21 protein-coding genes and 2 pseudogenes are annotated in these 20571 nt (G+C 58.4%); 17 read left to right on the forward strand and 6 right to left on the reverse strand.

Annotation, left to right across the window (positions count from 1 at the left end; translation table 11 throughout):
• The first annotated feature begins 1 nt into the window (after nt 1).
• The 17 genes and pseudogenes from C7441_RS20800 (at nt 2) to C7441_RS20880 (ending at nt 17375) form a co-directional block, all read left to right on the forward strand.
• Nucleotides 2–1731: pseudogene (locus C7441_RS20800) on the forward strand (ATP-binding cassette domain-containing protein).
• The gene (locus C7441_RS20805) at nt 1728–2855 is read left to right on the forward strand and encodes an ABC transporter permease (RefSeq protein ID WP_109614510.1); all 1128 of its coding nucleotides are present in this window, start codon (nt 1728–1730) and stop codon (nt 2853–2855) included. The pseudogene C7441_RS20800 and the gene C7441_RS20805 overlap by 4 nt, the downstream one beginning before the upstream one ends.
• Nucleotides 2855–3976: an ABC transporter permease gene (locus C7441_RS20810; protein ID WP_170125214.1), complete on the forward strand. Its 1122-nt coding sequence runs from the start codon at nt 2855–2857 to the stop codon at nt 3974–3976. Before C7441_RS20805 ends, C7441_RS20810 begins: the two co-directional genes overlap by 1 nt.
• Before the next feature lie 492 nt (nt 3977–4468).
• Entirely contained in the window at nt 4469–5551 is a 1083-nt protein-coding gene (locus C7441_RS20815) for an alkene reductase (RefSeq protein WP_109614511.1), read from the forward strand.
• Nucleotides 5548–6315 carry a pirin family protein gene (locus C7441_RS20820; protein WP_244916214.1) on the forward strand — a complete coding sequence of 256 codons (768 nt, stop codon included), beginning with the start codon at nt 5548–5550 and terminating at the stop codon, nt 6313–6315. The genes C7441_RS20815 and C7441_RS20820 overlap by 4 nt, the downstream gene beginning before the upstream one ends.
• Before the next feature lie 99 nt (nt 6316–6414).
• Nucleotides 6415–7129, forward strand: a pseudogene (locus C7441_RS20825) (SDR family NAD(P)-dependent oxidoreductase).
• A gap of 160 nt (nt 7130–7289) precedes the next feature.
• Entirely contained in the window at nt 7290–7907 is a 618-nt protein-coding gene (locus tag C7441_RS20830) for an isochorismatase family protein (RefSeq protein WP_109614512.1), read from the forward strand.
• A 247-nt stretch (nt 7908–8154) separates the two neighbouring features.
• Nucleotides 8155–9057 carry a LysR family transcriptional regulator gene (locus tag C7441_RS20835; protein WP_210205684.1) on the forward strand — a complete coding sequence of 301 codons (903 nt, stop codon included), beginning with the start codon at nt 8155–8157 and terminating at the stop codon, nt 9055–9057.
• Between the two features lie 1147 nt (nt 9058–10204).
• Nucleotides 10205–11290: an acyltransferase family protein gene (locus C7441_RS20845; RefSeq protein ID WP_109614515.1), complete on the forward strand. Its 1086-nt coding sequence runs from the start codon at nt 10205–10207 to the stop codon at nt 11288–11290.
• Between the two features lie 169 nt (nt 11291–11459).
• Nucleotides 11460–11636 (forward strand): hypothetical protein, encoded by a 177-nt coding sequence (locus tag C7441_RS24175; protein WP_170125215.1) that lies wholly within the window; start codon nt 11460–11462, stop codon nt 11634–11636.
• A 409-nt stretch (nt 11637–12045) separates the two neighbouring features.
• Nucleotides 12046–12426, forward strand: coding sequence for a hypothetical protein (locus C7441_RS20850; RefSeq protein WP_019171024.1), 381 nt, complete (start codon nt 12046–12048; stop codon nt 12424–12426).
• A 438-nt stretch (nt 12427–12864) separates the two neighbouring features.
• Nucleotides 12865–13797, forward strand: a complete 933-nt coding sequence (locus C7441_RS20855) for a mechanosensitive ion channel family protein (protein WP_244916215.1) — start codon at nt 12865–12867, stop codon at nt 13795–13797.
• A gap of 129 nt (nt 13798–13926) precedes the next feature.
• The gene (locus tag C7441_RS20860) at nt 13927–14121 is read left to right on the forward strand and encodes a hypothetical protein (protein ID WP_109614516.1); all 195 of its coding nucleotides are present in this window, start codon (nt 13927–13929) and stop codon (nt 14119–14121) included.
• A 461-nt stretch (nt 14122–14582) separates the two neighbouring features.
• Complete coding sequence (locus C7441_RS20865) at nt 14583–14789, forward strand: hypothetical protein (RefSeq protein WP_026060154.1); 207 nt, start codon at nt 14583–14585, stop codon at nt 14787–14789.
• 698 nt (nt 14790–15487) lie between these two features.
• Complete coding sequence (locus C7441_RS20870; protein WP_109614517.1) at nt 15488–16024, forward strand: hypothetical protein; 537 nt, start codon at nt 15488–15490, stop codon at nt 16022–16024.
• Nucleotides 16025–16127: 103 nt separating this feature from the next.
• A complete protein-coding gene (locus tag C7441_RS20875; protein ID WP_109614518.1) occupies nt 16128–16391 on the forward strand; it encodes a hypothetical protein in 264 nt (87 codons plus the stop codon).
• Between the two features lie 543 nt (nt 16392–16934).
• Entirely contained in the window at nt 16935–17375 is a 441-nt protein-coding gene (locus C7441_RS20880; protein ID WP_210205685.1) for a hypothetical protein, read from the forward strand.
• 182 nt (nt 17376–17557) lie between these two features.
• Here the strand turns inward: C7441_RS20880 and C7441_RS20885 are convergent, their stop codons facing one another.
• The 6 genes from C7441_RS20885 to C7441_RS20910 all read right to left on the reverse strand — a co-directional run bounded on the left by C7441_RS20885 (nt 17558) and on the right by C7441_RS20910 (nt 20351).
• Entirely contained in the window at nt 17558–17920 is a 363-nt protein-coding gene (locus C7441_RS20885; RefSeq protein ID WP_210205686.1) for a hypothetical protein, read from the reverse strand.
• Nucleotides 17921–17957: 37 nt separating this feature from the next.
• Nucleotides 17958–18707, reverse strand: coding sequence for a Panacea domain-containing protein (locus C7441_RS20890; protein WP_146201537.1), 750 nt, complete (start codon nt 18705–18707; stop codon nt 17958–17960).
• A gap of 108 nt (nt 18708–18815) precedes the next feature.
• Complete coding sequence (locus C7441_RS20895; RefSeq protein WP_146201538.1) at nt 18816–19091, reverse strand: hypothetical protein; 276 nt, start codon at nt 19089–19091, stop codon at nt 18816–18818.
• A gap of 179 nt (nt 19092–19270) precedes the next feature.
• The gene (locus C7441_RS23875) at nt 19271–19504 is read right to left on the reverse strand and encodes a hypothetical protein (protein ID WP_146201539.1); all 234 of its coding nucleotides are present in this window, start codon (nt 19502–19504) and stop codon (nt 19271–19273) included.
• Nucleotides 19501–19686 carry a hypothetical protein gene (locus C7441_RS20905; RefSeq protein ID WP_109614523.1) on the reverse strand — a complete coding sequence of 62 codons (186 nt, stop codon included), beginning with the start codon at nt 19684–19686 and terminating at the stop codon, nt 19501–19503. Before C7441_RS20905 ends, C7441_RS23875 begins: the two co-directional genes overlap by 4 nt.
• Nucleotides 19686–20351, reverse strand: coding sequence for a lysozyme (locus tag C7441_RS20910; RefSeq protein ID WP_244916216.1), 666 nt, complete (start codon nt 20349–20351; stop codon nt 19686–19688). The genes C7441_RS20905 and C7441_RS20910 overlap by 1 nt, the downstream gene beginning before the upstream one ends.
• Between the last annotated feature and the right edge of the window lie 220 nt (nt 20352–20571).

The raw sequence follows: 20571 nt of genomic DNA on the forward strand, positions 1-20571 counted from the left end.
AATGACGGACGTAGTCGCCTGCGCTGTCGATGTCACAAAACGCTTTGAGCCTGATGCCGCCCCGGCGCTCGACGCCGTGAGCATGGAGGTGAGGAGCGGGCTGATGACGGGCCTGGTCGGTCCCGATGGCGCGGGCAAGACGACTCTGATCCGTCTGCTTGCTGGATTGCTCGACCCGGATGAAGGGGAAGTTACCCTTCTTGGCGAACCCGCCATAGCGGCCGATAGGTCAGCACTCGGCTACATGCCGCAACGATTCGGCCTCTACGAAGACCTGTCGGTCATTGAGAATCTTTCGCTCTATGCTGATCTTCGCGGTTTACCCCCAGGGAAAGAACGCGCGGCACGCTTTTCCCAACTCCTGTCTTTCACAGACCTTGAGCGGTTCCGCCCTCGACTGGCTGGCCAACTCTCGGGCGGCATGAAGCAGAAGCTCGGCCTCGCTTGTGCGCTTGTGCGGCCCCCTAAGGTGCTGTTGCTTGACGAGCCCGGTGTAGGCGTCGACCCCGTCGCTAGAAGAGAACTATGGGCCATGGTTCGCCAGCTCACGACTGAGGGCATGGGAGTCGTCTGGTCCACCGCCTATCTCGACGAAGCCCAGAAGTGCGACACAGTATTCCTATTGAACGAAGGCAGGTTGCTGTTCAGTGGACCGCCAAAACAACTGACATCCCGAGTCGCCGAACGGATCTATCGTCTGTTTGGCCCCACCGACAGCCGGCGCTCCTTGCTCGCCAGCCTTGTTCTTCGCGATGAAGTAAAGGACGCCACCATTCAGGGCGCGTCCGTTCGCGTTCTCATGGACGAAAGCGCCGCTGCACCGTCCATAGAACATTTAGGAATGTCGCGGGGCGATCGAATCGAAGCGGTGCAACCGCGATTTGAGGATGCGTTCATTGACATCCTGGGGGTGGTCCTAGAGGTGCCAGTCAACTCGCAGCAGGCTATCGGCTCGTCGAAAAGTCCAACGCACCGGCAATCGAGGCGCGAGGACTTACCAAGAAGTTTGGCACGTTCACAGCCGCGGGCGACATCACGTTCTCCGTGCCGCAAGGGCAAATATTCGGCCTCCTAGGACCGAACGGCGCTGGCAAGTCCACGACCTTCAAGATGCTCTGCGGGCTGCTCACGCCGACAGCGGGCGACGGCCGCGTTGCAGGCCATGATCTGCGCGGTTCCAGAGCGGAAGCCCGTCAGTCTCTGGGCTACATGGCACAGAAATTCTCTCTCTATGGCGATCTCAGTGTTAAACAGAACTTGAATTTCTTCGCCGGAGCCTATGGTCTTGATCGTCGCGCGCGGGCAGAGGCCGTAGCCCGCGTCATCGAGATATTTCAGCTTGAACGGCACTTGCCGGTGAACAGCGGAACATTGCCGTTGGGCTTCAAGCAGCGGCTCTCTCTTGCCTGCGCCGTGCTTCATCAACCGCCCGTGCTTTTCCTGGATGAGCCGACATCGGGCGTGGACCCCATCACCCGTCGCGAGTTCTGGCTGCACATCAACGGACTCGTGCGACGCGGCGTAACGGTGCTCGTCACCACCCACTTCATGGAAGAGGCGGAGTATTGCGACCGAATAGCGTTGATTTACCGCGCACAGGAGATCGCCGAAGGCACGCCCGACGACCTGAAGATCCGCGCGGCTGAAATCAGCGGCGGTGCGGACCTGACGATGGAGGATGCCTTCATCGCACTGATCGAGGATTCGGATCGAAAGCGGGAGGCCGCATGAGCGATCATTTCAACGCTCGACGCTTTACCGCGCTGCTCCGCAAGGAATCACTCCAGATCGTTCGCGACCCGTCCACCATGCTGATCGCCTTTGTGCTGCCGCTGCTGCTGCTCTTTCTGTTTGGTTACGGCGTTTCCCTCGACACGGCGAGAACCCGGATTGGTCTGGCCGTTCAGGATTCCAGCGAACCGGCAGCCAGCCTGGCGGCGGCCTACCGATCATCCCGTTGGTTCGAGGTTCAATCCCGGCGTGACGTGGCTTCGCTCAAGGAGGAACTGATCGCAGGCCGTATCCGGGGCATCGTGGTCATTCCGGGTGATTTCGGCCAAAGGATCTCGGCCGAGATCGACGCGCCGATCCAAGTCATCACCGATGGATCTCTGCCGAATACGGCCGCCTTTGTTGCAGCTTATGCTGAAGGTGTGCGCGCCACCTGGACGGAAGGCCGTGCGGTGGACCATGGCACGCAATTGTCGCCTGCCATCGCTGTGTTGCCCCGGTTCTGGTTCAATCCGGGCCTTCAAAGCCGTTTCGCCCTTATCCCCGGCTCGATCAGTATTGTGATGACAATGATCGGGACACTTCTGACCGCGCTCGTGGTCGCGCGGGAATGGGAGCGCGGCACGCTCGAAGCATTGATGGCGACACCCGTCGGCATGGGCGAATTCCTGGCGACGAAGATCATCCCTTATTTTGTTCTCGGGCTGTGCTCGATGACGCTCTGCGTCGTCGTAGCCGTGTTCCTGTTCGACGTGCCGTTCAGGGGGTCGATTATCGGCCTGTATGCGCTCGGCGCGGCTTTCCTCATGCCAGCTTTGGGCCAAGGCCTGCTCATTTCGGCGGCGACGAAGAATCAGTTTGTAGCCAGTCAGGTTGCGTTGTTGACCGCCTTCCTGCCGGGCCTGTTGTTGTCTGGATTTCTGTTTGAGATCGGCTCGATGCCGAAATTCATTCAGGGGATGACCTACGCCGTTCCCGCTCGCTACTTCATTCCGCCCCTGACCAGCGTTTTCGTGGTGGGCGATCTTTGGCCGATGTTTGTTCGCAGCATTCTGGCGATGCTGGGTTTCGGCCTGCTGTTCTTCGGCCTCGCCTTTCGGGTGACCCGGCGGAGGATTGCCTGATGGGTTCCTCCAGCTTCGCGCGTCTTTCGGCGATCATCGTCAAGGAACTATGGGCGGTCTTTCGCGATCCCAAAGCCCGTATCACTCTTATTGCACCCCCCTTGCTTCAACTCCTCCTGTTCGGTTTCGCGGCGACGCTGGAAGTGCGTAACTTCGACGTGGGCGTGCTCGACCGCGATTCCGGCATCTGGAGTCATGAGGTTGTTTCGAGGGTGGCGGGCAGTCCCAATGTCGGCCGGATCGTGCCGCTCGCATCACCTGCCGATGTGCGGGAGGCAATCAACAATCAGCAGGTCATCGCCGTTCTCAGTTTCGATTCGCGATTCAGCGCGGCTATCGAGAGCGAGCAGATTGGTGAGGTTCAGATCGTCCTGGACGGGCGGCGCTCGAACGCATCGCAGATCGTTTCCTCATACCTGCAGCAGATCGTTGGCCAAGTCGCAGCGGAAGCGCGCCCCGCCGCAATTCCGGGGCAGCCCACTACCCGAACTGTCGTCACCAACTGGTTCAACCCTGCGCTGATCTACCTTTGGTTCGTGATGCCGGGGTTGCTTGTGATCCTGGGTGCAACCGGCACCCTGTCGATCACGGCTCAATCCGTTGCGCGAGAGCGAGAGCTGGGCACCTTCGATCAACTCATGGTTTCACCGTTGAGAGTCCACGAAATCCTCATTGGCAAGATGGCGCCGCCTTTGCTGATCGGCTTCTTCAATGCCACGCTCTACATGGTCCTTATCCCCACTGTCTTCGGAGTTCCGCTTACCGGCTCCGTGACCTCGTTCTATTTCTCTCTGTTCTTCTATCTGGTTTCGCTGATCGGCGTGGGGATGCTGGTATCCACGGTGTCGCAAACGCAGCAACAAGCCTTCCTTGGCATGTTTTTGGTGACGGTGCCGCTAATCCTGCTGTCCGGCTTCGCCACTCCCGTCGACAACATGCCCGGCTGGCTACAGGTAATCGCTTTCGCCAACCCATGCCGGCATTTCCTCGTCGTTTCCGAAGGCGTCTTTCTGAAAGATATGCCGGCGGCGGTCATTCTCGCGAACACATGGCCGCTGGCGGCTATCGCGTCCGTCACGCTGACCGTTTCGGCAATTCTTTTCCGCGCGCGGATGGAGTAAAACGGTGCGCCGTCGACGTTCAACACTGATGAATGACCGCCAATCCTCAGAGGGAACTGCCCATTGAGCGTGTGAATGTCGCTCCCGCCGTTCGAACGCGCGCGCATCATCGGTGCAGCCAAGATGCGGTCATTCCTTCAGGCCGGCGGACGCGGACATGTGTGAACAGAAGGTTCATGCTTTGGTTCCTTCCCGAGACTAACGGGGAGGAAGATGAGACCGAAAGCCTCCCGAGTACACGGTACAAAATGGAAGCCACCGATCCATCATCGGATCAATGCCGCTGGGAGTTGACGAACAGATTGCTCCACTCATGGAGCAATCTGTTCCAAAAAGTTGATCTGTGCCACTGGCAAATCAAACACTAACTGTTGAGGGAGCGCGGGACGGAGTCTCAACAACCTTCCTCGTGTGTTCAGCGATTACATCATCCCGGGACGGCCAACGCGATGTTTAGGCCATGTCTCACGCACAGAATATGGAGTCAGCACAATGTCCGACATCTGGACCCCTGCCAAGGTAGGTAACATCGAAACCAAGAACCGCCTGGCCATGGCGCCGATGACCCGCAGCCGGGCTCAAGCCGACGGTACGCCCGGGCCGCTTGCTGCCAAGTATTATGCGCAGCGTGCCGGAGTTGGTTTGATCATCAGTGAAGGCGCCCAGCCCTCCGAAGATGGACAGGGCTATCTGGCCACGCCGGGGATCTATACCGACGCCCATGTCCAGGGCTGGCGGGGGGTCACTTCTGCCGTTCACGCCGCGGGATCGCGTATCGTCATCCAATTGATGCATGCCGGACGGACCTCGCACCCCGACAACACGCCGCATCACCGGCAGGCCGTGGCCCCCTCCGCTGTGGCCCCAGGTGCTCCGATCTTTACCGCGACCGGCATGCAGCCGATCCCTGAGCCTCGCGCTCTGACGGTCGAAGAGATCGAACAGACCGTCAATGATTTCCGCAAGGCCGCCCGCCGTGCGATCGAGGCAGGAGCGGACGGCGTCGAGATCCATGGGGCCAGCGGCTATCTGATCCAGCAGTTCTTCGCTCCCAATGCCAACCTTCGCACCGATGCCTATGGCGGCGGCATTGAGAATCGTGCCCGTTTCGCCATAGAGGTGGCCCGGGCCGTGGCGGAAGAGATCGGCGCGGAGCGCACCGGCATCCGCCTTTCGCCCGGCGCGACGCTCGGTGGCCTCGACGAGGGTGCGGAAGGGCCGGACCTCTACCGCTATCTCGTGCGCGAACTGAATAAGCTGGGATTGGCCTTTGTCCACATCATGCACTTCGGAAACGAGGCGCTGCTCGCGGATATCCGCAGGTTGTGGGATCAGGCGCTGATTCTCAATCGCCCTGATCGTGCGCTCGAAAACGTCGGTTCGGACGTGAAGTCTGGGCTCGCCGATCTGGAAGCCTACGGCCAGTTTGTCCTGTCGACGCCCGATTTCGTCGAGCGGCTCAAGATCGGTGCTGCGATGAACGTGCCCGACCGCGGCAGCTTCTACGGCGGCAGCCCCGACGGCGCGGGCTATATCGATTACCCGACGTTATCCGAAATGGCGGGTGCGAAATGACCCTCGTCAAGGAAATCTTACCCGTCAAACTCGATCGCAGCATGAAGCGTGGGCACCGGGCAGGGGCATTCGGGATCGAGATCCTCTTTCCCGGTGTGACGCTTGGCCAGGGCGACAGCGGCATCGGTGCGATCGGTCGGATCGATCACGCGCGGATCGGGCCGGGAGGATTCATCGCGATGCATCCGCACCGCGATGATGAGATTTTGACCTATATGCGGGCCGGCACCATGCTGCACCGCGACACGGTCGGTAACGAGGAAGCGCTGACGAAGACCCGGCTGATGCTGATGAATGCTGGACACACGTTCCAGCACGAAGAAAAGATGCCGGGAACCGAGGACATCGAATGCCTCCAGATCTTCATCCGCCCACGTGATCCGGATCTGGAACCAATGGTGCAGTTCCATGACTTCCCCGAGGAGGTCAGCCTTGATGAGTGGCGGTTGATCGCTGGTCCGAAGGGCGAGGCGCCGCTGGAACTGCGAGCCGCCGCCTGGGTACACGACAGCCATCTGTCCGCCGGCGGCTCATTGGCGTTGCCCGACGCGCCGGTCTCCGGCGCGACACGGCTGCTGTATGTCTTCGCGGGCCGCGCATCGGTCGGGACAACCACTCTGGTCGAGGGCGAAAGCCTGGTGCTGGACGACAAGGCCCAGGTGATCGAGGCTGAGGTCGACACCGATCTCGTGCTGTTCACCACCGACACCGCCGCGCCGGTCTTCAAGGGCGGCATGTTCAGCGGGAATGTCCTTTCCCGCTGAACCGACAAAACTACACGTGCCGATCGCGAGGCTTGGCCCGCCTGCCATCCAGCCCTCGACACGTCTTCCTCTCAACCCGATTTTCGAAGGAGACGTACAATGACCCAAGGAACCGCCGTCATTACAGGGGCCGCAAACGGCATCGGCCAGTTCTATGCAAAACGGCTTGCCGCCGACGGATTCGACATCGCCGTTGCCGATGTCGCCGAAGCCAATGCCACCCGCGCCATCGTGGAAGCCGAGGGGAGGAAGTTCTACTCGGCCGTCGTCGACGTGACCTCGCCGGACTCGACGCTTCAGTTCGCCGCTGCCGCCGGTGACGGCGCTGGTCAACAATGCCGGAATCTACCCCTGGAAATCGTTCGAGGACACGGATTTCGCCACATGGAAGAAGGTGCTGGGCGTCAATCTCGACGGCCCCTTCCTGATGAGCAAGGCCTTCCTGCCGGGCATGAGGGCGCGCAAATACGGCCGCATCGTCAATGTCGCCAGCACGACCTTCTGGCTGAACGCGCCGCAGATGACGGCCTATATCGCCAGCAAGGGCGGCGTCATCGGCTTCACCCGCGCGCTGGCCAGCGAGATCGGCGCCGACGGTGTCACGGCCAACGTTATCGCACCCGGCCTGACGAACACAGCAACGATGCGGGGTGTAAACGAGGATATCTTCGAATACCTCCCCAAGCAGCAGGCCATTCCCCGCGTAATCGAGCCCGAGGATCTGGTGGGTGTCGTCTCCTTCCTCTGCTCGAAGGACTCCGGTTTCGTCACGGGCCAGACCATTGCGACGGACGGGGGACAAGTCAGAATCTGAGCTAAAATCTAGGCCCTTATGTTGGTGGCTCTTTCTGATCGTTCGGGCCGCGATCTTGGAGTTTGCGACTGCCGCCTGTTGAAAGCCTCTCCATCTTACTCTTCGCATTCAAGCGAACGAAACCCGGCCAGGGCGCCGGATCACCAAAGGAGAAATCATTATGAGCTACGACCGCCTTACACCGGAAAATGCCGCTGTCCTTTTTGTCGACCATCAGACCGGCCTGTCGAACGGTGTTCAGGACCAGAGCCTCCCTGAATACCTGACTGCCGTTACCGGACTGGTGAAGTTCGCCAAGGCTTTCAAGCTCCCCGCCATCATTACGACAAGCGCCAGCGATGGACCGAACGGCCCTGTTCTGCCGGTGATCACCCAAACGCTTCCTGACGCTCCGGTCATCTCTCGTCCCGGCGAGATCAATGCCTGGGACAATGCCGAGTTCGTCGCCGCCGTCGAAAAGACTGGCCGCAAGAAACTGATTGTGGCCGGTGTATCCACCGAGGTCTGCGTCGCCTTTGTCGCGCTGTCGGCGATCAAGGCCGGCTATGACGTCTATGCGGTGATCGACGCTTCTGGCACCTGGAACAAGCTTGTTCAGGAGGTCGCAGTGGCGCGTATGGTGCAGGCCGGCATCAAACCGATCACCTGGGTCGCTGTCGGTGCCGAGCTGCAAGGCGACTGGCGTAACGCTACCGGTCAGGATCTCGCACAGATCATGGGCGAGCATCTGCCCTTCTACGGCAATCTCGCTGCCAGCTTCTTCGCTGCAAAAGGCTGAGGCTCCAGATCCGAACACGTCAGTACGGTGTTCGGGAATCCCTTACACGCTTGCTGATCGTGACAAAGCAGAAACCATCCTGTCCGATGGCTTGGACAGGATGGTCAGCAACGGCATCGCGAGGGCAGCGGCATGGCTAAATCGCGCTTGCATCTCAGGCGTGGGGGGTGTTGCGCTGTTCATCAGGTGGGAACTGGTATAAAAATGACATCTGTCCACAAATTAACCCGCTGACGGAGCAATGTATGTGGCATTTCTGAATGACATGGCTCTCTTCGTCGAGGTCGTGAAGGCGCGCAGTTTTCGCAGGGCGGCCGAAACGATGGGAATGCCCAACTCCACCCTGTCCCGCCGGATCGGCATGCTTGAGAAGGCGATCGGTCTGCGTCTGCTGCATCGCACGACGCGCCGGATCGAACTGACGGAAGCCGGCCAGATTTATTTCGAGCGATGCAAGCGGATCGTTGACGAAGCGAGGCTTGCCCACGAGCATCTCGGTGAAATGCTGGCTCAGCCGAGCGGTTTGCTGCGTGTCTCCCTGCCGGTGGATTTGGCGGTGACGTTCCTCGCTCCCCAAATCGCCGAATTCTCCCGGCGCTATCCAGGCATAAGCTTCGAGTTCGACCTGACGCCGCGCCGTGTAGATCTGGTGACCGAGCCCATCGATGTGGCAATCCGCATAGGAGAGCAGCCGGATTCTAATCTCATCGCCCGCCAGATCGCCGTTCTTCAGCGCTATCTTTACGCATCGCCCCGTTATTTGGAACTTTACGGCGAACCCAGCAGGCCAGCCGATCTGTCTGGCCACGAATGCCTGCGCATGCGGCCGTCCGCTAATATCTGGACGCTGCATAACGCAACAGAGACAGTCGACGTCACGGTCGGGGGTCGGTTCCAGCTCAACAGCATCGGAATGATGCGTCGCCTCGCTGCGCTGGATCTGGGCATCGTCATGCTGGTGGAAGAAATCGTCGCCGAGGACTTGGCCAGCGGACAGCTACGCCGCGTTCTACCAGAGTGGCAAGCTACGCCGGTTCCCGTCTATGCGGTTACCGAGACACGCTTGCTGCCGGCCAAAACCCAACGCTTTATCGAACTCCTGCGTGAGTGTACGAAGCAAAATCAGCCTATAGCTCAGCCTACCTCATAACTTTGAGACCACGGGGTAGGGCGTGAGTTGACCTTGCGCGACGCCGCAGGCAGGAACATTGCGCATCACGCCGCTGCAGCGCCAACTGCGACAAGGTGGTTCCCCTGCCGCAAGGCGGCATCCTCAATGTGCGTTTTGCACCACCCTTCCAGCCGCGGCGGATTCCACTGGTCCCGTTGGCCCTGATTACTTTGGCTGTTTGGCCCGTGGTGCGGCATTTGACACGACGGCCGGAACGGCTGCGCCATTGGGTCGAGGCATGGGGGAGGGTGATCTTGCCTTGCGGGTCCCCGTCGAAGGTCGGGATGAGATTGCCGCGGTAAGGGATTTCAATCGCGCTCGCGCTAGCGTAGGATATCTTCGTGAGAATTTTATTGAGTGCAACAGTCAGCATGTCTTCCAAACGCCGCCCATTCACAACCTAGTTGTGTTTCGCCGATCCTACGCTGCTGCACGAAGTAATTCTCCAGTCTCTACCCTTTTCAAATATAGTAGGATGGAGTGGAGGGGACAGGCCGAGCGCAAGTAAAGATTAAATCCTGCCCCCGCAACCAGATCAAACATAAAAGCCTTATTATCCAAATATAATAGATATTTACGACAAATGTAGTCGCACAAATCAAAGCCCCGGACGCATAAGCGCCGGGGCTTTCGTCATTCAGAACACAAGAGTGAGGTAGGGTAGCGGAGCGTAGCACGATCAGCGGCTCCGTGCCGCCCTTTGGCCTGCTGCATCGAGCGGCGTCAGTCCGGTTCAAGCGCCGCCCCATAGTCCAGCTTTCGAAACTCCCAGCCCATCCTAAAAAGTCTGGCTGGCAATCCTACCGAAGCGGCGGAATAGCCGTGCTGTCTGCGGCTCGCCCCATATTTCGCGCAAGGTCGCGCAAATTCCGCAGTGTCTGGCTCTGGTCGTAGGGCGACCAGATGGCCGAGAATACGATGGGTTCCGGTTCATCTGTGATTGGCAGCATGGCGGCCCCGGCCATGGGAACGGACACCTGCCGCACGACACCGCCGTTCGGTTGGGGACACGGGTGCTGCCGGCGCGGTCTCTTGCGCCGGTAGTTCTTGCGGCGAGGCAATCAGATTCACGCTTTCTAAAATCGTGAATAGTAGAATCGAGTGGCTTTTCTCGCTCGGAGCTTGCATGACGCAGAATCAAACGCGACTGCTCAATCTGGATATCTTGCGGTTGGCGTCTGCCCTGCTCGTTGTCATCTATCATTACGGCTTCCGGATGGAGGCGACGGGCGAAGGTGGCGGAACGGGGTTTCCGGAATTCTCCCCCGTTGCGATCTGGCTCGATTCCGGCCTGCTGATCTTCTTCGCGATTTCCGGCTACGTCATCACCCTGTCGGCTGAAGGTCGGACAGCCTTTGACTTCGCCGTTGGCCGGGTGGCCCGGCTATGGCCTACCTTCATTCTCTGCGCGACGGCCACAGCGATCGTGCTCTATAGTTGGCCGATTCCCGGCCTTCCGACGCCGACCGTCAAACAGTGGCTCGCTCATCTTGTCATCAACGCGCGGGCGCTCGGTCAGCCGTTTCTAGATGGGGCTTACTGGACGATTGCCTATGAGGTGATGTTCTACGGATGGGTCTTTGTCTTCATTGCGCTCGGCTGGCTCAAGAAGCACTGGCAGGTCATCGTGGTTTCCTGGCTGGTTCTCTCCGTCGCAAACGAGCTGCGCATTGATAGCGAAGTGCTCCGCAAGCTCTTCATCACCGAATATTCGGGATATTTCATTTTCGGGATGACGCTCTACAAGCTCCGGCAGGGGCGTTCGGCCGGTGCGTTCCTCATCCTCGCCGCATCGATCTTGTGGGCGACGGCTACGCCGTTCATCATCGAGCCGAAATTCTATGAGCTATACGGCATTCATAGAAGCACCGGCGGCCTTGCCTTGATCGGGCCGACAGCTGTTGCCTGCGTCGCTCTTTGCGTGATGCTGCCGACGCTTCCAATCCGTCCGGCCATCGCGACCGGCATCGGCGGCCTGACCTATCCGCTCTACCTTCTGCACCAGCACATCGGTTATGCGACTTTCGCCCGTTTCGGCGCGGATCACGACCGATGGTTGGTCGGAGCGATCCTTGTCGCAAGCCTGCTCTTTGCGTCATGGCTGATTGCGGCATTCTTCGAGCCATCCGCCCGCCGCTTTATTGGGAATCTCGCCCGCCGCGCCGCAGCAATAACGCCCCATCGTGCAAAATCTCAGGCACAAACGCCGTGATTTTTCAAAGACGATTAATCGTCCCGGCGGTAGAGCCGATCTAGGAGCCTCGTGGCGGACTGGCTAGAGGGGCAGAAGGTCTGGATGCGGATGTGCTTGCACGGGACCTGCAGAAGGCCGGCGTCCTGATTGAATCAGGCTACCCGTTCTTCGGCTATGAAGACAGCCCATGCCGGTATTTCAGGATGGCCTATTCATCCATTCCGGCCGGGCACATTCCGGAAGGGATGGCGCGGACGACCGCTCAGATCAGAACTCTCCTGCCGGATCGGGCGTGATCCAAAATCTCATGTTGGAGATAATCGGTTCGGAAGAAGGCCATATTAAAAAATTAAAATTCGGCTGACGTTATTTTCATGAATGAAGCACGTTTGTGATGTTGAGGCGTTTTCGTACGGTAAGAACCATTCATGTTCCAGTTGAAAAGATAGGCGATCTACAGACAAGATCGTTTACGAAATAATTCCATTCAGCTTATTCTGCTATTTCCGGCTTATATGGGTCGTATAAGTGCGTGGTATGCGTTCATCATGATTTCTGCCGACTTTCGATGACAAGTTTGGTCTGTTGAAGTGAGTTGCTATGTCCGGCTCGGAACAGCATCTGATCGCCTGATCGGGTCTACTCCGGCTTCCACTCAGCACTATCTTCCTCCATCTCGGATGACAGCAGGGTGATGTCAGACGCAAGGGCGTAATTGCCCCTGGGGCGGCGCGTTCGAGTAGCCGCCGTGGGGCCAAAGGGAGGCGTATCATATGTATGACGACGGACAATGCTCGGGTCTGAAACCGGCTGTCGCTGCAGTGTTTTGCTTGCTGGCGGCGGGCTGTACCACCCGCCCCGAGCAAGGTGATGTCTGGATGAGCAGCGAACAGGCGAATGCCGTGACCCAGCAAATGGAGGCAAGGGGCATGATGCCTGCAGCCATCGATTGCCGGCTCGACGTTCCTTCCACACCTCCCCAATACGCGACGCGTATCCTTTGGGTGCCCAATACCGAAAACGTCATCTGGCGATGGGATGTAGGCGACGCCGAGTATATGAGACAACGCGAGGCTTCGGCAGCACTTGGAAACCTGACGGTCGTTCAGCGCCGGACTGGCGCCGACGCCTATTGCGCGATCTGGCGGAGCTAGGGCCGGGACCTGTTGTCTGGCCGCCAGTTGACCGGATAGGAGGAGCGCAGGCGCAGAAAGCCTGAAGGCTTTCAAGTCCTTCGCAGACGTCATCGGCCAAAAGGACACAGGCTCCAGATTACATCCACCGCCTGTCATCCTTGCTTCACAGCAGCTGAACTGGTTTGATGTGCCGGTTTGCAGGAACGGTTTACCCGCCGAGCCCTTTCCCGCGCGGTGAGGGTTCGGCCAGTGGTCGCCCCGCGGGGAAATCTGCGCGCGGCAAAGCGTCTCGTTCTCGTAGCGCGACACGCAAGTCCGACCATATGGCTTTGGCTTTCAATCGGGGCGGGCTCCGGTCCGTCTCGGACGCCATTTGGCCTTATGGTGCTCAGCTCGAGCGATGGCGCGAAAGGCCGCTTTTCGTCCGATAACGTCAAAATGAAAAGGAGAATATATGTGACGAGCCGACTGGGAATATTGCGTTTTTTCTGGCCGATCTTCTTCTTTTCCGCTTCCGTTGCGATCTACATCTTTCATGAAGCCGCCTTCCAGCAATTTGCGCCGGGGGGAGATCCGGGCGCGGTGCGTCAACTGAGCACCGCGGCTGCGTATTATTCCGGGGCATGGCTTCTTGCGCGTTTACTTGGTGCGGCACTGCGCCGGACCGGGAATGGCCGCCGCAAGGTGCCGAAGCTGCTGAGGGAGCTCATCACCGCCGCGCTGTTCCTGGCTGCTACGGTAGCAACCGTGGCGATGTTGCTGGGGCAATCCGCGGGCGGCGCGCTTGCCAGTTCCGGCCTGATCATCGCCATTCTCGGATTTGCCATCCGCAACGTGCTGGCGGACGTGCTTTCGGGCATAGCGCTCGGTTTGGAGGCTCCGTTCAGGATTGGCGACTGGATCGAGATCGACGGCACCATTCGCGGCCGGGTCATCGAGATCGGCTGGCGCACGACGCGATTGCAGACCCGCAACGACACCTACATGATCCTGCCGAACAGCCAGATTTCGCGCCAGAGAATGACGAACTACAGCGCGCCGCGAAAGCACTATCGCGCCAGCCTGGAGATCGTGCTCGGCCATGACATACCCGTCAGCCAGGGCAAGGAACTGCTGGCGGCTGCCGCCGCGTCTACCGAAATCATCATGAAGTCGCCCGAGCCCGACGTGCGCGCCCTGTCCTATGACACGCATGGTGTAACCTTTGCCGTGCGCTACTGGGTGCCGAGCTTCGTGGACGATATCGATTGCCGGGACGTGATGCTCGTCGCCATAGATGCCGCAATCCGTGAGCGCGGGCTTCCACCGCCCTATAGCCGGGTCAAGCTGGTGGCGCCGGTACCCTCGCGCTCTACGTTCGAGGAATTTCTCGACACTGGAAATTCGTAGCACTTCCCGACCTTTGGGGGCGATTTCTGGCCGATTGGAGATGGACCGGCGGATTTTTAAGAGGCATTTCAGTTCTTCCTTGCCGACCGGCGATCCCGGTGCTTTGCTGGTCGGGTAAGGAGAAAGGAAATGTGCAGCGTAGACACCATTGTCGCCGAATATGCTGGCTACCAGATCGACCTTGTTTCCAGGAGCCCGCTTTTGGGCAGCATCGAATTGTCCGGACAGGACGATGAGGTCATCAATCTGAAAATCAGCAAGAGCGATGCTGAAAGGCTGATGTCGGAACTCGCCCGGTTTATTGCGGCAGAAGCCAACACATAGCTCCCGCGCCGAGCAACCTTGCGCCCGATGGGGCGGCTTTTCAGCCGCCGTCGAGGGTGATCTTGTCGTCCTGTCGCACAGTCATTTCGGAAACCGGCTTGCGGGGGGCGCGATGGTTTTGGGCGGCGGATCGGGATTATCTGCCAACCTTGCCGTGTTTGCCGGCGCAGGTGTTACAGGCGTTGCCATTTCCGATGCCGGTACAGGTCGGTTGATTTGACAATCATCGTGGTTTGGCCGAGACATCGGAAATGCATACGATTTCCTTTGCCTTCATGGTTATCTGCAAAGGCAGCCTCGTGACCGGCTGATTGCCTGGTGCTGCTACCTGCGTGAGCAAGAGCGGCGCCAGGATAGAAAAGTAATCCACTCATCAGAAATCTTGCACGTTTCGAGACGGGAGCGCCGCAATTCAACTGCGCGCGCCTCGGAGCGTGCGTTATCACATGGATTGTTCCGAAATGACCTTCAGATACAGCTTTACGTTCCCCATCACCGGTCCCAACAAATTGCCCCGTTTCAAGGGCTGGGCTGCGGAGCATGTTCCCGAGGTGGAGGTAAATCTTCCTCAGCAAGTTCCGGTCAAGAGCGAAGCCATGACCATCCGTCTGAAATCGGTCGAGGACCGGCAAAAGCTCATGACAAAGCTGGCCGGCGCCAAGCTTTAGCTTTCTGCTCGGCAGCGGACCACTCCGCTGCCGACACCCTGGCTGCCGGCGCGACACAAATACCGCCTGTTTCGACTGACGTTTCCGTACGCGAATGCGGCACATAGGGTTTTCCAGCCATGCTGCCGGCGATAAGCGCAAGTCCAGAAAAGGCTGCCGGGATGAAGCGTCGCTGCGCCTCGTCCGGCTGGGCAAGCATTTCGTAAGGCTGGGAGAATTTGCTACTCGAATGATCGCGAAATCATATGTCGGGTAGCTTGCAAGGCAAACGCTCTGCAACCGCAAAGCTTTGACTTCATTGAGCTTTGGATGGTGGGCGTGACAGGGATTGAACCTGTGACCCCTACGATGTCAACGTAACGGGCAGAAGCTGAAAGCCGCAGAAAACCTAGGAAAACCGTGGAAGATCAATGTCGAACCTATGGAGAACGGGGACAGAACGGAAACGGATCAACGTGCAAGGTGCGTGCAAGAGGAACAGGTGGTCGCGCTTCGTTCATGGAATGAGCCCCCGTAGGGGAAGGGAAGATTGACGCGATGTGCTTTTTTTCGCAACGTCCGAATTAGATGATGGAGAACTGCCACAGTAAGACAAAGGGAACGGCGTGAACCAAGCTGAGACGCTCACATACAGCACCTCTAGCCACTCGTATCTCCGTCGAGCGAAGACTAACCTTGTGCAACCAGAACCGAGATTTATGTTCTATGCAGCGCTTGAATTGCGGGGTTGTGTCGAAGCTCGACAAGATGAATATCTGGAAGCGCAGGTACGGTACCGTCAATCGCTGCCAAGGTCATGGCAGGTCGGCAAAAAGGCCAAAGAGCTCGATCGCATCTTCTCCCAGGATAAGATCTCAAAGATTACTATCGCCCCAGCAATGGTGCCTTCGCTGACCGTGTATCACATTCCCGTTGGCAAGCACCTCGTGAATTGTGTAGATCGCCTCGGCAATTACTTACACGCTGTTCAATTCCAGCGGATGAATGATCCATGGTGGATGGATTTCAAGGCGCTGCTGTTGGAAACTTACCGGGCTGCCTGGATAGTTTGTCAGGGGAGCCTGTTATGCCCACCATTTATTAGCAGTGGCGGCAAAACCAGCGTTACTATCGAGGTTGATCAGAACCAAGAGCGCCAAGTCGACTGGCGTGCTTACGGAAAGCCCGGCGACATGGTAGATGTACATGTTGATTATCCGAATTCTCCGCCTCTGGAATGGGTTTGCGACCTATAGCGCGATCGTGAGTACGTTTCCGTCAATCGGTTGGATCATAAAATAGCGCATATTTTGATGCCATTTTTGTAGATTGCCGGCTTCTTGTTCTCGCGAGACATCCATGTCCAACCACGTCACACCACAGCAGAAGATGCCGAAACTGATCGTCGTGATGGCATTCGACCGCGACGAGGAAGGCGAGCTTCAGACGGTATTCGGCCCTGCCGAGCAGCAAAGCGAGGAACGGGCAATCCGAACAGCTCAGGCGCTGGCATCAAAGCATGCCGGCGTGATCGCGTGGAGCCGGGAAGCCAATCCCGCGCTGGGCGAATATGGCGAGCCGGTGACACTGTTCATGGCCGGTGAAGTGCCGGATATGGAGTGAAGGCTCGACCTCATTGCGGCCGATAAGGAAGCCGCCGCCCATGCTTTGAAGCGGACATTCGCGTCGTGAAACAGAATACTACGATCCTGTTTCAAATCGCAGAGGTTTGCCGATCAAGACGGGCTTGCGTATAAATACCTTACCAGCTTCGCCGTAGGTCTTCAGGTCGTGATCTGGATGGCTATCGCTGCATGGGTCGGATACCTGCCTCTGCTTGCTTCACTTGCAACCAATCTGGCTTGGGAGATGGCTATGCATACATTTCGGAAGTGCATGGTGAGGATTGAGGTGCTGCGGGCTTGGCAGGAAATCCGACCGATGCAAGCGAGAGTGTTCGAGGATCGGCCTGTATAAGACTGGCAGAAGAGCCCTCAGGCGGGGTTCGATTCCCCGCCCCCGCACCATTTATGCTGCAACAGAACTATCAATTCTGTTGCAGCATCGCTTACGTCGATGGCGGCTTTTTCCTGCTGTTGCTGGAAAGCTGCCAGTCGGGCGCGCTGAGCGACTGGCGTGGCGGCATGACGTATAGGAGGGTGTCGAATGACCGATGAGCGACTGCGGATCCCGATCGACGATCCCTATTTGCACGCGTTGGGCCTTGCGATCGTGGCGTTCGCACGCCTTGAATGGAACGCTTCCTACTGCTGCGAGCGACTGGAGCCTGGCTATATCGCCACCATCGAGCCGCGGCGAAAGACTGCAGGGAAGATCGCTAGCGACTTGGTCAAGATGGTGGCAGCAGTAACTGACCCTGTCCTACGGGGGGCGATAGCGGAACCTGCCGACGAGTTCAAAGCCCTGGTCGAGGATCGCAATGGGCTGTTGCACGGCAAGCCGGCGACGGCTCTGAACGGCGATCAGCGATTGTTCCGGGGCGGGCACGAGTGGAGCATACCTGAGGTGAACGAGCTCGCCGATGCCTTCGTTCGCACCAGCCTCAAGCTGAACGCGCTGCTCTACAACGAGCTCGCCGCACTCTAATCGAGCGAGTAATGCAAACTTGAGCCATGCGTGTCTGCTAATTTGCGATTTCGGACACTATCCGCCAGTCAGCTTCCCACCCCTAACCGGACGCCCAAACGCAGAAAAGCCCGCCCCGGCGAACCGGAGCGGGCGCCATTCACCGAGAGATTCTTCCTCGTAACGAGAATAGCTCTTCGCGCCTAAAGATCGTCGACTGATTCTGTTTTTATCCGGCGTGACTGCTTATTCTTAGCATTCCAAAAATAGACACCCACGACAAAAAACACGACTGCTATAACGACGCCGGCTACTGCTGCGCTCACCGCATTACCGCGCACGCTCGGATCCATATCAGAGGCGAAGTACAGATCCTTCCCAACGTCGAGAGACCACCCGAGAATAAATGAGCCCGCAGCAAATAGCGCCGCACTCACGCGATTGAACGCGGCGAGTTGATCCAACTCATCATCTGTAACCGGATAATAGCAAATCGTTCTGTGTTTGTATGATGGCTTTACAGAGCTTCCATTAGCACGTTGCTGAGTTCCTTCAACCTCGTGCACCGCCCCACTTACATCCACACCGCGCAATGCGTCTAAATCAAGAGGCCTTTCGCTCTTGTTCCGTCGCTCTCGCAGCTTCGAGGTATCGTCCGATCCGTTCGACATAATGTTCGCGTATATCTTCGTCTTGCATCGCTATGCCGCGAACACCATCACGATACACCTTCCGCCAAGGTGTGCCGTCTTGATGCGTTAGCTCACGCAACGCCCACGCAGTGAAATCCTTGTACGATTTCCAGACAGTATCGAGAATATAGATTGTGTCTTCATCCATATCCGGAACTCTAGGTGTCTGGAAATCAAGATTCAGCTTCCCGTCTTTTTCCTTGAAGTCAACGGTAACAGACCGCGAAGCTATAGGGCTGGAACCATAATGTTTAAATTCGTGGTAGATTGATGGAATAACGGGGCCATGCTGCCACGCTTCGATCTTCTCATTAAACAGTTTCTCGTTTCGCAGAGCGAGGGACCATCCGTATGCAATGTAAATGAGCTTGAGCAACTTAAGCAACGAAAGTCGCCCGCCCTCTTGAGCGGCGCTGTCGAGGAAGTAATTGGCAATATGTTGCGGTGTATAGGTCATATTTGACACAATGCACCGTTTACCCCTCCTCCTAAGTAAACGGACAGGGTTAACGGCTTCCTCCTGTTTGGAAACATAGTGATTCGCTTTGGACTTGACAAACAATAAGAGTCGCCAGACGGCGAATTGCAGTTTCGCTGCAGAACCCGTCACCACGCGCAAGTCCGCGGCCTGGGAACCGATTTTCCACATAGCTATCTTCAATCTTCCCTGCGGCCGATGATGTCTTCGCGTTGGGATCTGGGTGTCCTGAGCGCGCGCCGCTGAAAGGCATCCGGGCGGCCGAAATCAACTCGGCGAACCAAAAAGGCATTATGTCGCAAACCCGCCCTTGACCATGTACGCGATGATCGCAGCAATGATGCCGAGGATGACCGCCCAGACGCCCCGGCTCAGGTCATTGGCGATCTTGTCGACTTTCTTGCCGACGTGATCGATCTTTTCATCCATGTTCTTCCACCGTTCATCGTGCCGCGCGCTGTCGATGTCGCGCTGTGTGCGCCATGCCTCAAGGGCCGCCAGCCGCTGTTCACGGTTCTGGCCTTGATGCTCCAGATTGACCACCCTGCCGCGCAGATCGGTTTCCATCTCAGTGTTCCGTTCGGTCAACGCCCTGTGTCCCCGTATTGAAATGCTATTTCCGACAAGCCGGCTGCGCCGCGCAGGTCCGGTTGTGGCCGGCGACCTGACGGGCAAATGGCTTGTCGTTGGTGATGATGAACTGCCGGGTTTCCGGCGATGGCGTCAGAAGCTCGAAGCCGGCGCCGTCATTCGCAGGTGTCCGGCTGCACCCACTGGCCGCCAAGCTCACGGCACAGAGCAGCGTCATCCATCCGATTGATTTCAGCATTGGTCTTGCTCCTGTCGCGAATAAGGTCGATCGATCTGGTGAGCGCCGCCGTTCGCTCAGAGGCAGCGCCCGCGCGATAGGCCTGCCAATGGCTGACCGTGAGCGCGGCGATGACGGCCACTGCGGCGCCGAGAGCGAGATAGGCCCTCATGTGCGCCACCCCAGCTTGCGGGCCAACAGATAGAAGCCTTCCGTCGCGAAACCGACCAGCGCGGCGGTAGCGGCCGTGGTGACTGCGATCACGTCAGGATCGGCGGCAAGGTGATCACCCACCTCATAGCCGATGATGCCGCCCACGCCGTAGCGCAGCAGAATTCGGATATACGGACCCATTACCGGCCTCCCTTGAAGATGGCTTTGAGGATGGAGAGAAGCGCAGCCCAAAAACCGCTTGGAGAGGTGGTGACTTGAGGGGCTTTTTGAGGCTCGGAAGCCTTGGTATTGATGGGTTTTGGGGTGGTGACGAAAGGCGTCAGAAACTGCTTGCGCTCGTCCTGCCGGCGAATGGTCAGGCCGCGCAGTTCGACCTTCTTGCCGTTCTTCGTGATCTTGTTCCAGACGAGGAACTGATTGGCTGCGCCTGCCCTGTCGCCCGCATTCAGCTTGCGGACAAGCGTCGAGTTTTTGAAGGCACCGCCACCAATGTTGAAGCAGAGCGAAACCAGCGCATCGAATTCGTTCTGGTTCAGGGGAACTTTGACGGCGGCCGATACCTGGCCTTCGACCGCTGCGAGGTCGCGGGTCAGGATTTGATCAGCCTCCCACGCGCTGATCTTCATGCCTTTGACCACCTTGGGAGCGCCGGCCGCTGATGTGTGGCCGGTCCCGATTGTCCAGATGCCGGCGCTGTCCTGATAGGCGGTCAGAACGGTTCCTTCACGGCGCGCGATATCGCCCCGCCCGGATTGGCTGGTTCGCATGGCTGGTCCTTTCGTTAACTGTCGTGCTGGTATGGGGCCGCTGTCCTGACTCCCTGCAGGACAGGCCCGGCCCTGCAAGAATTGCACCCCCGCCTTGCTACGGGTCGGGCCACCCTTGCGTTCATCGGCCGGGTGGCTAGGCTCCCGTCAAAGGGAGAGGCTATGGGCGTACGGCGGCGGCAAAGCGCGCTGGTGGGACATACTGCTGACGATCGTGCTGATGGTCGCGTTCGCTGGCGGCTGGTGGTGGCTGAGAAGCTAGAGTTCAGCCGCAGATGTGAAGAACGCGTCGATCTGA

Source organism: Pseudaminobacter salicylatoxidans, assembly GCF_003148475.1.
Lineage (GTDB): Bacteria > Pseudomonadota > Alphaproteobacteria > Rhizobiales > Rhizobiaceae > Pseudaminobacter > Pseudaminobacter salicylatoxidans.

Bases quoted from the DNA above. Each gene is read 5' to 3' on its own strand.
- C7441_RS20805 (WP_109614510.1), top strand. From the start codon at position 1,728: ATGAGCGATCATTTCAACGCTCGACGCTTTACCGCGCTGCTCCGCAAG.
- C7441_RS20810 (WP_170125214.1), top strand. From the start codon at position 2,855: ATGGGTTCCTCCAGCTTCGCGCGTCTTTCGGCGATCATCGTCAAGGAA.
- C7441_RS20815 (WP_109614511.1), top strand. From the start codon at position 4,469: ATGTCCGACATCTGGACCCCTGCCAAGGTAGGTAACATCGAAACCAAG.
- C7441_RS20820 (WP_244916214.1), top strand. From the start codon at position 5,548: ATGACCCTCGTCAAGGAAATCTTACCCGTCAAACTCGATCGCAGCATG.
- C7441_RS20830 (WP_109614512.1), top strand. From the start codon at position 7,290: ATGAGCTACGACCGCCTTACACCGGAAAATGCCGCTGTCCTTTTTGTC.
- C7441_RS20845 (WP_109614515.1), top strand. From the start codon at position 10,205: ATGACGCAGAATCAAACGCGACTGCTCAATCTGGATATCTTGCGGTTG.
- C7441_RS24175 (WP_170125215.1), top strand. From the start codon at position 11,460: ATGCCGGTATTTCAGGATGGCCTATTCATCCATTCCGGCCGGGCACAT.
- C7441_RS20850 (WP_019171024.1), top strand. From the start codon at position 12,046: ATGTATGACGACGGACAATGCTCGGGTCTGAAACCGGCTGTCGCTGCA.
- C7441_RS20860 (WP_109614516.1), top strand. From the start codon at position 13,927: ATGTGCAGCGTAGACACCATTGTCGCCGAATATGCTGGCTACCAGATC.
- C7441_RS20865 (WP_026060154.1), top strand. From the start codon at position 14,583: ATGACCTTCAGATACAGCTTTACGTTCCCCATCACCGGTCCCAACAAA.
- C7441_RS20870 (WP_109614517.1), top strand. From the start codon at position 15,488: ATGTTCTATGCAGCGCTTGAATTGCGGGGTTGTGTCGAAGCTCGACAA.
- C7441_RS20875 (WP_109614518.1), top strand. From the start codon at position 16,128: ATGTCCAACCACGTCACACCACAGCAGAAGATGCCGAAACTGATCGTC.
- C7441_RS20880 (WP_210205685.1), top strand. From the start codon at position 16,935: ATGACCGATGAGCGACTGCGGATCCCGATCGACGATCCCTATTTGCAC.
- C7441_RS20895 (WP_146201538.1), bottom strand. From the start codon at position 19,091: ATGGAAACCGATCTGCGCGGCAGGGTGGTCAATCTGGAGCATCAAGGC.
- C7441_RS23875 (WP_146201539.1), bottom strand. From the start codon at position 19,504: ATGAGGGCCTATCTCGCTCTCGGCGCCGCAGTGGCCGTCATCGCCGCG.
- C7441_RS20905 (WP_109614523.1), bottom strand. From the start codon at position 19,686: ATGGGTCCGTATATCCGAATTCTGCTGCGCTACGGCGTGGGCGGCATC.